At 72.6% G+C, this 12,183-nt stretch carries 10 protein-coding genes; 5 read left to right on the top strand and 5 right to left on the bottom strand.

The genetic code is table 11. From position 1 onward, the window contains the following. Window positions 1-233: 233 nt before the first annotated feature. Window positions 234-1,367: a GDSL-type esterase/lipase family protein gene (locus ACRRSS_RS11695; protein WP_435971139.1), complete on the bottom strand. Its 1,134-nt coding sequence runs from the start codon at window positions 1,365-1,367 to the stop codon at window positions 234-236. A gap of 288 nt (window positions 1,368-1,655) precedes the next feature. Here ACRRSS_RS11695 and ACRRSS_RS11700 point away from each other — a divergent pair, with 288 nt between their 5' ends. Together ACRRSS_RS11700 and ACRRSS_RS11705 are read left to right on the top strand one after the other, a co-directional pair. Next, window positions 1,656-3,119 carry an amino acid permease gene (locus tag ACRRSS_RS11700; protein WP_435971140.1) on the top strand — a complete coding sequence of 488 codons (1,464 nt, stop codon included), beginning with the start codon at window positions 1,656-1,658 and terminating at the stop codon, window positions 3,117-3,119. A gap of 10 nt (window positions 3,120-3,129) precedes the next feature. Further along, a complete protein-coding gene (locus ACRRSS_RS11705; protein WP_351787626.1) occupies window positions 3,130-3,585 on the top strand; it encodes an Lrp/AsnC family transcriptional regulator in 456 nt (151 codons plus the stop codon). A gap of 82 nt (window positions 3,586-3,667) precedes the next feature. Here the strand turns inward: ACRRSS_RS11705 and ACRRSS_RS11710 are convergent, their stop codons facing one another. Then, entirely contained in the window at window positions 3,668-4,234 is a 567-nt protein-coding gene (locus tag ACRRSS_RS11710; protein WP_435971141.1) for a Repetin, read from the bottom strand. A gap of 287 nt (window positions 4,235-4,521) precedes the next feature. Between ACRRSS_RS11710 and ACRRSS_RS11715 the strand changes: the two genes are divergently transcribed. Together ACRRSS_RS11715 and ACRRSS_RS11720 are read left to right on the top strand one after the other, a co-directional pair. Continuing rightward, entirely contained in the window at window positions 4,522-5,328 is an 807-nt protein-coding gene (locus tag ACRRSS_RS11715) for a carbon-nitrogen hydrolase family protein (protein WP_435971142.1), read from the top strand. Window positions 5,329-5,396: 68 nt separating this feature from the next. Next, window positions 5,397-7,109, top strand: a complete 1,713-nt coding sequence (locus ACRRSS_RS11720) for a flavin monoamine oxidase family protein (RefSeq protein WP_435971143.1) — start codon at window positions 5,397-5,399, stop codon at window positions 7,107-7,109. A 94-nt stretch (window positions 7,110-7,203) separates the two neighbouring features. Here the strand turns inward: ACRRSS_RS11720 and ACRRSS_RS11725 are convergent, their stop codons facing one another. The 3 genes from ACRRSS_RS11725 to ACRRSS_RS11735 form a co-directional block, all read right to left on the bottom strand. After that, entirely contained in the window at window positions 7,204-7,902 is a 699-nt protein-coding gene (locus ACRRSS_RS11725) for a DUF5995 family protein (protein ID WP_435975304.1), read from the bottom strand. A gap of 154 nt (window positions 7,903-8,056) precedes the next feature. Continuing rightward, window positions 8,057-9,457: a uracil-xanthine permease family protein gene (locus tag ACRRSS_RS11730; RefSeq protein ID WP_435971144.1), complete on the bottom strand. Its 1,401-nt coding sequence runs from the start codon at window positions 9,455-9,457 to the stop codon at window positions 8,057-8,059. A gap of 121 nt (window positions 9,458-9,578) precedes the next feature. After that, window positions 9,579-10,802 carry an MFS transporter gene (locus ACRRSS_RS11735; protein ID WP_435971145.1) on the bottom strand — a complete coding sequence of 408 codons (1,224 nt, stop codon included), beginning with the start codon at window positions 10,800-10,802 and terminating at the stop codon, window positions 9,579-9,581. A 108-nt stretch (window positions 10,803-10,910) separates the two neighbouring features. Here ACRRSS_RS11735 and ACRRSS_RS11740 point away from each other — a divergent pair, with 108 nt between their 5' ends. Further along, window positions 10,911-12,035 (top strand): ROK family transcriptional regulator, encoded by a 1,125-nt coding sequence (locus ACRRSS_RS11740; protein WP_435971146.1) that lies wholly within the window; start codon window positions 10,911-10,913, stop codon window positions 12,033-12,035. The last annotated feature ends 148 nt before the right edge of the window (window positions 12,036-12,183 follow it).

Consider the following 12,183-nt stretch of genomic DNA (forward strand, 5'->3'; position numbering starts at 1 on the left):
GGGAGAATCCTTCCCGGGGGCCCACGGCGTTCTCGTACCGTCGCCGCGTGGACCGTGTGGACGGTACGCGGATCGGGCCCTGCCGCGCCGAGGACCTGCCCCTGGCGCCCGAGGTGGGGGACTGCCCGGAGCTCGACGGCCCCGACGAACGGCCGGAGCCGCGCGGGCAGGGCCGGACCCCCGGGGCGTCGGCCACGAGGAGGCCGGCGCCCGCACGTTCCTGGTCAGGAGGCTCACGGCGCCGGTGGGGTGAGGAGGGGCGGGCCGCCGCCCACGGGGCCTCGCGAGGGTGGCCGCCCGGCGTGCGGGTCCGCGGCCTCGTCCAGGGTCCCCAGGACCCCGCGCAGCGCCTCCGCCACCGCCGTCGCGATCCGGGCGTGGCCCCGGTCGTCCGGATGCAGGCCGTCCGCGAGGTGCTCCGGGCCCAGCAGCGGCCGCCCGGGGAGCACCAGGAGCCGTGCGTCGCCCTCGGCGGCCAGGTCCCGGCCCGCCCGCTCCATGGCCCTGCGCAGCTCCGTGAGGGTCGCCCCGAGGGCGTTGCGGGTGTGCTCGGCCTCCGGACGCAGCACGGGCGAGACGATCAGCAGCGGGGTGTCCGGATGGCCCCGGCGGACCAGGCCGACGAAGGCCCTGACGGTGGCGTACAGCCAGTCGGCCGTCGCGGGGACCGTGGACCAGCAGTTGGTGCCGAAGGCGAGGGTGATCACCTCGCCCGGGAGTCGCGCCAGGTGCTCGGCGAGCGGCAGTTCGCCGCGCGCCCCGCCCGCGTACCCGAGGTTCACCGGGTCGAGGCCGAGCAGCCGTCCCGCCGTGGCCGGCCAGGAGTGGGCCGGGCGGGTCGACCACCAGCCCTCCGTGATCGAGTCGCCGTGGACCAGCCAGCGGGGCCGTACCGGGGCGGGGGAGAGGGAGCCGCCGAGGGCTCCCAGGGCGAGCGGAACCGGCGCCTGGCCCTCCGGGAGGTGGATGGTGAAGACGCCGCCGGCCGGGGGCAGCGGGAGGGTGACGGTGGCCTCGGCGGCCGGCGCGGCGCAGGTCTCGCCGACGAGTCGCGTACCGCTCCAGAGGGCGAAGCAGTGGCGCAGTGCGGCCAGCGGGTCGTCCGGCCCGGGGACGGCCGCCCGGTAGCGGAGCCGTACCGCGCGCGTGCCGGGCGAGGCCGTGAACTCGATCCGTACGCCGATGGGCAGCGCGGCCCGCTCGGCGATGTCCCACGGCAGCCGTTCCAGGTCGTCCGGGTCGGCGCGCACGGGCCGGTTCCCGTCCAGCCAGGACGTACCGCGCAGGAACGGCGCCGGGTCGAGCCAGGCCACCCGGGCCTCCGATCGTGAGGTCGTCGAGGGCTCGCGGTGGGGGTCATGGGGCACGAGGAGTCCATGCGCACCGGGAGACCGGTTCACACCCCCAATGTGTGGATTCATGCGGGGGAGCGCAATGTTTCCCCGTCTGTGCCCCGAGAGCGCAATGATCATCCGGCAGTGCGCAACAACCCTGCATTACGAGTGCGAAGCCTGACCCATAGGCTCGGGCCCGTACCAGGAGTGGCGGCGACCGCCTGCTCGGCGGTTCCCCTTCCCCCGTGGGCTTGCTTCGTCATGCCCGCGTACCGCCGCGGTCCACGCCCCGCCCACAGGCAGCGATAAGGAGCCTCCGCAGTGCTGGACCACGGCGCAGCCCCACCGGTCGACGACACGGCCACCCGCAAGACCTCCGCCCTCGGCGCACTGACCCGGCGCAAGCCGGTGGAACAGCTGGTCGCAGAGGGTGGGCAGGGCGAGGGGGGCAACCTCCGCCGCTCGCTCTCCATGTGGCAGCTGACCATGATCAGCATCGGTGCCACGCTCGGCACCGGCATCTTCGTCGTCCTCGGCGACGCCGTCCCGAAGGCCGGCCCCGCGGTCACCCTCGCCTTCGTGATCGCCGGCCTCACGGCGCTCTTCTCCGCCCTCTCGTACGCCGAGCTGGCCGGCACCATACCGGTGGCCGGCTCCTCGTACTCGTACGCGTACGCAACGATGGGTGAACTCGTCGCCTGGGTCTGCGGCTGGTGCCTGGTCCTGGAGTACGGCGTCTCCGTCGCCGCCGTTGCGGTCGGCTGGGGGGAGTACCTCAACGAACTGCTCGACGGCACGATCGGCGTCACCCTCCCCGCCGCGCTCTCCTCGGCCCCCGGCGAGGGCGGCTTCATCAACCTCCCGGGTCTGATCGTCGTCCTGCTCGCGATGGTCTTCCTGCTCGGCGGCGCCCGTGAGTCCGCCGTGGTCAACACGATCATGGTCTTCGTGAAGATCGCCGCGCTCGTGCTCTTCTGCGCCATCGGCTTCATGGGCTTCAAGTCCGGCAACTACGCCGACTTCATGCCGCTCGGCATGGCCGGCGTAAGCGCCGCCGGAGCCAGCCTCTTCTTCTCCTACATCGGCTTCGACGCCGCCTCCACCGCCGGTGAGGAGGCCAAGGACCCCAAGCGCGACCTGCCCCGCGCGATCATGCTGTCGCTGCTCATCGTCACGGTGCTCTACGTCCTGGTCGCGGCCGTCGCCGTCGGCGCCTGGAACTGGAAGGACTTCGACGGCTCCGAGGCCACGCTCGCCGCGATCATGAACGACGTCAGCGGCCAGAAGTTCTGGGGCACCCTGCTCGCCGCCGGCGCCGTCATCTCCATCGCCAGCGTCGTGCTCACCGTCCTCTACGGCCAGACCCGGGTGCTCTTCGCGATGTCCCGCGACGGCCTCGTGCCCAAGGTCTTCGGCAGGGTCAGCGGCAAGACCGGCACCCCGCGCGTGAACACGGTCATCGTGTCCCTGTTCTGCGGCGCGCTCGCCTCCGTCATCCCCCTGGGCAAGCTCGTCGACGCCACGAGCATCGGCACCCTGTTCGCCTTCGCCCTGGTCAACATCGCGGTGATCGTGCTGCGCCGCACCCGCCCGACGATGGACCGCACCTTCCGCGTGCCGCTCGGCTGGACCTTCCCGATCCTGGGCTTCCTGTTCTGCGTCTACAACATGTTCAGCCTGGACGCGATCACCTGGGCCGTCTTCGGTTGCTGGATGGCCGCGGGCCTCGTGTTCTACTTCCTGTACGGCATGCGCCGCTCCCGCCTGGCCACCACAGAGAAGTGATCCACCCGTAGTGCGACTCAACGACCTCGACGAACGCATCGTCCACGCCCTCGCGGAGGACGCCCGCCGCAGCTACGCCGACATCGGCTCGCTCGTCGGCCTCTCGGCGCCCGCCGTGAAGCGGCGCGTGGACCGGCTCAGGGCCGAGGGCGCCATCACCGGCTTCACCGTGAGGGTGGACCCGGCGGCGCTCGGCTGGGAGACCGAGGGGTTCGTCGAGATCTACTGCCGCCACAACACCTCGCCGGACGACATCCGGCGCGGACTGGAGCGGTACCCCGAGGTGGTGTCCGCGTCGACCGTCACCGGTGACGCGGACGCCGTCGTCCAGGTCTTCACCTCGGACATGCGCCACTTCGAGCGGGTCCTGGAGCGGATCGCGGGCGAGCCGTTCGTGGAGCGCACCAAGTCCGTCCTGGTGCTCTCGCCGCTGCTGCGGCGCTTCTCCTCGGGCTCGCCCGCGTAACCCCGCGGGGACGCCGGCGGTCGGGGCGGCGCGGGCCGTGGTTCCCGCACCGCCCTTCGCCCGCCCACCCCCGTGGGGCGGTCTACTCGGTCGGGTAGACGAACTCCCAGGGCACGACCGTGAAGTCGCCCGTCCCCTTCTCGACCTTCTCGAAGGGCGCGCCGCTGAGGCACGGCTGCACCTTGTCCTTCTGCGGGTCGGCGGTCATCCAGGTGTAGCCGAGCCGGTCGCCCCCGGGGGTGTCGTGCACCGTGACGCCCACCCGCGCCTTGCGGAACTCCTTCACATCCGTCTCGACGACGACGCCGGACACGACGGCCACCTTGCCGCCCGTGGTGAGGCAGTCGACCTTCACCTTGGCGTACCCGCCCCAGTCGCCCTTGTAGTGGCTGAAGCGGAACGTGCCGGTGGCCTTCATCGGATCCTGCCGGTCCTTCTCCGCCAGGTGCGCGTCGAAGGAGAACGTGATGTCGTCCCCGGCCGGGCGGTACAGCTTCGCGGTGCCGGTCAGCGCCGCGGCCTCCGTGACGGCGGCCGGGGCCGACGCGGGGCGGTGGCTGTCGTCCGCCGAGGCGGCGGCCATGCCCCCGGCCCCCAGGGTGAGCAGAACGGCGGCGGAGACGGTGACGATCTTCGTACGGCGGTTCATGGCTACGCGGTCCTTTCGGCAGGTCGTCCGGGGTTCTCCGGACGACCACCACTCTTCCGCGGCGCCCGCCGCACGGCGTCGAGCCTCAGGACGGTTCCGTCTCCGCCGCGCGGCGGGGGACCTCCGAGACCCCGGGAGGAGCCGTACGCAACGAATCTCCGCCGCACCCTCCGATCGCGCAACGGTTCGACGGTCGGTCCGCAACGCTCCCGTCTTGTCCCGACGGAGCGTGAAACCGTACCGTTTTTGACGTCTTCCCCCTGAACTCCGACCCCCGAGGATCACGCATGCCCGCGCTGCGCACCGCCCTGCTCCAGAGCTCCGGTGAACTCGGCGACGTGGCCGCCAATCTCAAGATCCTCGACGAGGCCGCCGGTCGCGCCGCCGCCGCCGGCGCGGGGCTGCTGCTCGCCCCGGAGCTCTTCCTCACCGGGTACGCGATCGGCGCCGACATGGCCCGCCTGGCCGAACCGGCCGACGGCCCCTCCGCCCGCGCCGTCGCGGCGCTCGCCGTACGCCACGGCCTGGCCATCGGCTACGGCTACCCGGAGCGGAACGCCGAGCGGCACGGGGTCCTCCACAACTCCGCCCTGCTCGTCGGCGCCGACGGATCCCTCCTCGCGAACTACCGCAAGACCCACCTCTACGGCGACTTCGAGCACCAGTGGTTCACGCCCGGTGAGGACGGCGTCGTGCAGGCGGAGATCGACGGCATCACCGTCGGCCTGATGATCTGCTACGACGTCGAGTTCCCCGAGAACGTGCGGGCGCAGGCGCTGGCCGGTACGGACCTCCTCCTCGTGCCGACCGCCCTCATGCACCCCGCCGAGGTCGTCGCCGAGTCCGTCGTCCCCGTGCGCGCCTTCGAGAACCAGCTCTACATCGCGTACGCCAACCGGACCGGCCCCGAGGGCGCCTTCGAGTTCGTCGGCCTCTCCACCCTGGCCGGTCCCGACGGCACCGCCCGGACGCGGGCCGGACGCGGCGAGGACCTCGTCCTCGGCGACGTCGACCCGGCCTTCCTCGCGGTCTCCCGCGAGGAGAACCCCTACCTCCGCGACCGGCGCCCGGGCCTCTACGGCTCCCTCGTCTGAAGCGCCCCGCCCGCCCCCGCCGAGTCGCCCGGCCTCACCCTTCTTCCCGCGCAAGGAGTCCGTACCCCATGACGTCCACGGTGCCCACGACCGCCGTCCCCCACAGCGACGGCCAGCCGCCGATCACCATGTTCGGTCCGGACTTCCCGTACGCCTACGACGACTTCCTGGCCCACCCGGCCGGGCTCGGCCAGATACCCGCGACCGAGCACGGCACCGAGGTCGCCGTCATCGGCGGCGGGCTCTCCGGCATCATCGCCGCCTACGAGCTGATGAAGATGGGCCTCAAGCCCGTCGTCTACGAGGCCGACCAGATCGGTGGCCGACTGCGCACCGTGGGCTTCGAGGGCACCGCCACCGAGGGCCTCACCGCCGAGATGGGCGCCATGCGCTTCCCGCCCTCCTCGACCGCGCTCCAGCACTACATCGACCTCGTCGGCCTGGAGACCACGCCCTTCCCGAACCCGTTGGCCGAGTCGACCCCGTCGACCGTCGTCGACCTCAAGGGCGAGTCGCACTACGCCACCACCGTCGACGACCTGCCGCAGGTCTACCGCGACGTGATGAACGCGTGGAACGCCTGCCTGGAGGAGGGCGCCGACTTCTCCGACATGAACCAGGCCATGCGCGAGCGCGACGTCCCGCGCATCCGCGAGATCTGGTCGAAGCTCGTCGAGAAGCTCGACAACCAGACCTTCTACGGCTTCCTCTGCGAGTCGGAGTCCTTCAAGTCCTTCCGGCACCGCGAGATCTTCGGTCAGGTCGGCTTCGGCACCGGCGGCTGGGACACCGACTTCCCCAACTCCATCCTGGAGATCCTCCGCGTCGTCTACACCGAGGCCGACGACCACCACCGCGGCATCGTGGGCGGCTCGCAGCAGCTGCCGCTGCGGCTGTGGGAGCGCGAGCCGGAGAAGATCGTCCACTGGGCGCAGGGCACCTCGCTCAGCTCCCTCCACGAGGGCGCCCCGAAGCCGGCCGTGACCCGGCTGAACCGGACCGCCGGCAACCGGATCACCGTCACCGACGCCTCCGGCGACATCCGCACCTTCCAGGCGGCGATCTTCACCGCCCAGTCCTGGATGCTGCTCTCCAAGATCGCCTGTGACGACTCGCTCTTCCCGATCGACCACTGGACGGCGATCGAGCGCACCCACTACATGGAGAGCTCCAAGCTCTTCGTCCCGGTGGACCGCCCGTTCTGGCTGGACAAGGCCGTCGACGACAGTGGAAATCCGACCGGCCGGGACGTCATGTCGATGACCCTGACCGACCGGATGACCCGCGGTACCTACCTCCTGGACGACGGACCGGACAAGCCGGCCACCATCTGTCTCTCGTACACCTGGTGCGACGACAGCCTGAAGTGGCTGCCGCTCTCCGCGAACGAGCGGATGGAGGTCATGCTCAAGTCGCTCGGCGAGATCTACCCGAAGGTCGACATCCGGAAGCACATCATCGGCAACCCGGTGACCGTCTCCTGGGAGAACGAGCCCTACTTCATGGGCGCCTTCAAGGCCAACCTGCCCGGTCACTACCGCTACCAGCGGCGCCTGTTCACCCACTTCATGCAGGACCGGCTGCCCGAGGACAAGCGCGGCATCTTCCTCGCGGGCGACGACATCTCCTGGACGGCGGGCTGGGCCGAGGGCGCGGTGCAGACGGCGCTCAACGCGGTCTGGGGCGTGATGCACCACTTCGGCGGCGGCACCGACGCCACCAACCCGGGTCCGGGCGACGTGTACGACGAGATCGCCCCGGTCGAGCTGCCGGAGGACTGAGCAGGACGGTCCGCGCGGTCCGTGGCCGGGCCGGGTGGCCGGGCCGGGTGGCCGGGCCGGGAGGCCGGGCGGGGGCCGGGCTACCCCTTGGGGTTCAGGGCCTGGTCAGGGGCGTGAGCAGCATCCGTCCCACCAGGCCGACCGAGCGGTCGAGGCGTTCCGTGAACTCCTCGGCCAGTTCGGGAAGACCGCGCAGCTCCCACAGCGAGCGCGCGGCGAGCCAGGCCCCGTCGCGGGCCCGGTCCAGGCTCCAGCAGCCGAGCAGATGCGTCAGCGGGTCCGCGATCTCCAGGAGGTCCGGGCCCGGCATCAGTTCCTCCCGGATGCGCTCCTCCAGGAGGACGAGGATGTCGCCGACCCGGTCGAACTCGTCCTCCAGGTCGGTGGGCGCGCACTCCAGGATCCCGCAGGCGTCGACCACCGCGAGCGCCAGGTCGTGGCCGATGTGGGCGTTGATCCCGGCGAGCGCGAACTGCAGCGGGCGTACGCCGGGATGGCGCCGGTAGTCGAACAGGGGCCGCCAGCAGGCGGTGGCGGCGCGGCCGGTGGCGGCGGCGTCGACCGCCGCGAGGTAGCGCTCGGCGAACCGCACGTCGAGGGTGGTGGCGGCCCGCCTGTCGGCGAATCCGCCCGCCTCGATGGCGTGGCCGATCTCCTCGGTGACGGTCAGGTAGACCCGGTTGAAGACGGCGACCCCGTCGGCCGGATGCCAGGCCGAGCGGAGCGCCCGCATCCGGTCCACGACGGGGTCGACGGCAAGGAACGGTCCGAGCCGCTGCCCGGCCTGTGCGATCTGTCCGATCTCGTCGATCCGGTCGAGCGGGTCGATCCGATCGACCTGCCCGATCTGCCCGATCTGCTGGGTCTGCGCCATGGAGGCAGGCTCCCAGCCGCCGGGCCGTCGGGGGAACACCCCGGGCCCGGCTTCCCCAGAACGGGCGAATCACTCAGCCCTTCGACGGCGGCTCCTCGCCGGACGTGCTCTCGTACGAGCTGGTGCCGGAGTCGAGCAGCGGCTCCTGCTCCTTGAGGTGGGCCGGGGCGAACGCCCGCAGCACGTGGTAGCCGGTGATGACGACGATCGTGCCGAGCGCGATGCCGCCCAGCTCGAAGGTGTCCGTGAAGGTGAGCTTCACCCCGCCGACGCCGATGATGATGCCGGCGGCGGCCGGGACCAGGTTGAGCGGGTTGCGCAGGTCGACCTTGGCGTTGATCCAGATCTGGGCGCCGAGCAGGCCGATCATCCCGTACAGGATGACGGTGATGCCGCCGAGGACGCCGCCGGGGATGGCGGCGACGACCGCGCCGAACTTCGGGCAGAGGCCGAAGAGCAGGGCGAAACCGGCCGCGGCCCAGTAGGCGGCCGTCGAGTAGACGCGGGTGGCGGCCATGACGCCGATGTTCTCGGAGTACGTGGTGTTCGGCGGGCCCCCCACGGCGGTCGACAGCATCGAGGCGGCGCCGTCGGCGGCGATCGCGGTGCCGAGCTTGTCGTCCAGGTCGTCCCCGGTCATCTCGCCGACGGCCTTGACGTGTCCGGCGTTCTCGGCGATCAGGGCGATCACGACCGGCAGCGCGACCAGGATCGCGGACCACTCGAAGCTGGGGCCGTGGAAGGACGGCAGGCCGATCCAGTCGGCCTTCGAGGCGCCGGAGAGGTCGAGCCGCCAGTGGTCGGTGACCTGGCCGCTCGCGGACACCGAGTGGATCCTGCCGAAGACGAGGTCGAAGACCCAGGAGATGCCGTAGCCGAAGACCAGGCCGAGGAAGATCGCGATCCGGGACCAGAAACCGCGCAGACAGACGACGGCGAGACCCGTGAACAGCATCACGAGGAGGGCCGTCCACTGGTCCTGCGGCCAGTACGTCGACGCGGTGACCGGGGCCAGGTTGAAGCCGATCAGCATGACGACGGCGCCGGTCACGATCGGCGGCATCGCCGCGTGGATGATCCGCGCGCCGAACTTCCGGACCGCGAGACCGGCGAGGAAGAGCACCGCGCCGACGACGAGGATCGCGCCGGTCACGGTGGCGCTGGTGCCGCCCGAGGCGCGGATGGCGGCGGCGACACCGACGAAGGAGAGCGAGCAGCCGAGGTACGAGGGGACGGTGCCGCGGGTCGCGAGGAGGAAGATCACGGTGGCGACACCGGACATCATGATCGCGAGGTTCGGGTCCAGACCCATGAGGACCGGGGCGACGAAGGACGCTCCGAACATCGCCACCACGTGCTGGGCGCCGAGGCCGGCCGTACGGGGCCAGGAGAGCCGTTCGTCCGGGCGGACGACGGCTCCGGGAGCGGGTGTCTTCCCGTCGCCGTGCAAGGTCCAGCGCACGCCGAGGTTCATGAGGTGGCTCCCGTTCTCCGGTTCCGGCGGTCGTGTCGTGACCGCAAAAGATCAGCCACATGGTATGCGCCGCCGCCGGGCGGGGAGCCGCGCCCGGCGGCGGGCCGCCGCGTGATCGTGGCTACCCGACCGGGCCGGGGCTCTTCGCCGGCGCCTCGTCCCTCACGGACGTCGGCGCCGTCTCGCGTCCGCCGGACCGCAGGACGCCCGCGCCGACGACGAGCCCCAGGGTCAGCAGGGTGACCAGGCCGAAGGAGAAGACCAGGGAGGTCGCGTCGGCGATGCCGCCGATCGCCGAGGGGGCGATGAGCCCCGAGGTGTACGTGATGGTGGCGACGCCCGCGATGGCCTGGCTGGGGTTCGGGCCGCTGCGCCCGGCCGCCGCGAAGGCGAGCGGGACGACGACCGCGACCCCGAGTCCGATGAGTCCGAATCCGGCCATGGCGACGGCGGCGTGCGGGGCGAAGACGACCATGGCGCCGCCGAGGGTGGCGGCGGCGCCCCCGACCCGTACGGTACGGACCGCGCCGAAGCGGTCCACGACCCGGTCGCCGGCGAGCCGCGCGATGGTCATCGTCAGGGCGAAGGCGGTCGTGGAGGCGGCCGCGACACCGGCGGAGCCGCCCAGCTCGTCCCGGAGGTAGACGGCCGACCAGTCGAGGCTGGCGCCCTCCGCGAAGACCGCGCAGAAGCCGACCGCGCCGATGATCAGCGCGGACTTCGGCGGCAGCGAGAAGCGCGGCGGAGCCTCCTCGTCCGGGGTGCTGCGCACGTCGAGCACGCCCTGGCAGAAGAGCAGGCCGAGGACGGTGAGGACCACGGCCGCGACGAGGTGGTGGAGGCGGGCGTCGCCGCCGAGGTGGGCGGCGACCGTGCCGGCGGCGGAGCCGATGAGGGCGCCCGCGCTCCACATGCCGTGCAGGCTCGACATGATGGACCGGCCGAGCCGGTTCTCGGTCTCGACGCCGAGCGCGTTCATCGCCACGTCGGACATGCCGGCGGTGGCGCCGTACACGAAGAGCGCGCCGCACAGGCCCCAGATGTTCGGGGCGAGCGAGGGCAGCGTCAGGGAGAGCGTCCACAGGACGAGCAGCCCGCGCAGGGCCGTACGGGCGCCGAAACGGTGGGAGATCGCCCCGGCCAGCGGCATCGCGAGTGAGGCGCCGAGGGCCGGGAAGGCGAGCGCGAGCCCGAGCTGTCCGGCGCTCACGCCCGCGTGCTCCTGGATCCAGGGGATGCGGGTCGCGAAGCTGCCGGTGACGGCGCCGTGGACGCAGAAGACGGCGGCGACCGCGAAGCGCGCCCTTCGCAGACGATCGGTGCTGGTGACGGTCTCCGCCGCCATGGGCCCCTCCCAGGGTCGTGGTGTGGCGGGTAAACTATCAGGAACCCTGCCTGATAAATAGCCCGCGGGACGGCATCCTCGCCGGGGCGCGTCTGAGAGGATCGCCGCATGGCCGCATCCCCGAGCACCGCACGAGCCATCAACGACCGGTTCGCCCTGCGACTGCTCCAGGACGAGGGGCCGTTGACGGCCACTCAGCTCAAGACCCTCACCGGACTCTCCCGACCCACCGTCGCCGACCTCGTCGAGCGGCTCCAGGGCTCCGGGCTCGTCCATGTCGTGGGGGAGTCCGGAGCCGAGCGCCGGGGCCCGAACGCCAGGCTGTACGGGCTCGTCGCCGACCGCGCGCACCTCGCCGCCCTGGACGTCCGCACCCGCTCCGTCTCCGTCACCGTCGCCGACCTGCTCGGCACGACGCTCGCCGAGGCCTCCGTGCCCGTCGGCGACGACAGCGGCACCGGGCCGGCCGTCGAGAAGGCGGTCAGCCTCCTGGAGCGGACCGTGAAGGAGGCGGGCGCCGACCGGCTGCACAGCGTGGCCGTCGGCGCTCCCGGCCTCATCGACCCCGCCAGCGGCGAGCTCCGCGACTCCTCGGGACTGCCCGCCTGGCACCGGCGGCTCGTCGGCGTCCTCCAGGAACGGCTGCCCGCACACGTCCTCGTCGAGAACGAGACCAACCTCGCCGCCGTCGCCGAGCTGCGCGAGGGCGCGGCCCACGACCGCGAGGACTTCGTCCTCCTCTGGCTCGGCCAGGGCGTCGGCGCCGCCGTCGTCCTCGACGGGCGGCTGCGCCGCGGGGCCTCGGGCGGTGCGGGCGAGATCGGCTTCCTGCCGGTCCCCGGGACCTCGGGACTCCCCTCGGCCACCGGCTGCGACGGCGGCTTCCACGAGCTGGCCTGCGCGGCCGCCGTCGCCTGCCTGGCCGCCGCGCACGGGCTCGATCCGGCCGCCGCGCTCGCCTCCGGGCACGGCCCCTTCCTCGACGACCTCGCCCGCCGCCTGGCCGTCGGCGCGGCCGCGGTCGTCTCCGTCCTGGACCCCGGCTGTCTGGTCCTCGCCGGGGAGACCGGCCACCAGGGCGGCGCGGAGCTCGCCGCCCGCGTGGAGACCGAGCTCGCGGCCCTCTCGCCGCTCGCCACCGAGGTCCGCGCCACCACCCTCGGCGACACGGCGGTCCTGCGCGGCGCCCTCCTCCGCGCCAGGGACGCGGCCCAGGACGAGCTGTTCCCGTAGACCTCGGAACCGTCCGCGGAAGCGCGCCCGCCGCGACCACGCCCGAGTGGAGCCGGTGGAAGAACCGAGCGGAGCCACGCCCGCGTGGAGCCGGAGAACGCCGCCGCGCCGCGCCCCGGACAGGGGGGCGCGGCGCGGAGGGGGCCCG

It is taken from the genome of Streptomyces sp. Qhu_M48, from assembly GCF_051305195.1.
Taxonomy (GTDB): domain Bacteria; phylum Actinomycetota; class Actinomycetes; order Streptomycetales; family Streptomycetaceae; genus Streptomyces.

Coding starts and splice junctions, on each gene's coding strand:
- ACRRSS_RS11715 (WP_435971142.1), top strand. CDS start 4,522: ATGCCCGCGCTGCGCACCGCCCTGCTCCAGAGCTCCGGTGAACTCGGC.
- ACRRSS_RS11735 (WP_435971145.1), bottom strand. CDS start 10,802: ATGGCGGCGGAGACCGTCACCAGCACCGATCGTCTGCGAAGGGCGCGC.
- ACRRSS_RS11730 (WP_435971144.1), bottom strand. CDS start 9,457: ATGAACCTCGGCGTGCGCTGGACCTTGCACGGCGACGGGAAGACACCC.
- ACRRSS_RS11720 (WP_435971143.1), top strand. CDS start 5,397: ATGACGTCCACGGTGCCCACGACCGCCGTCCCCCACAGCGACGGCCAG.
- ACRRSS_RS11710 (WP_435971141.1), bottom strand. CDS start 4,234: ATGAACCGCCGTACGAAGATCGTCACCGTCTCCGCCGCCGTTCTGCTC.
- ACRRSS_RS11740 (WP_435971146.1), top strand. CDS start 10,911: ATGGCCGCATCCCCGAGCACCGCACGAGCCATCAACGACCGGTTCGCC.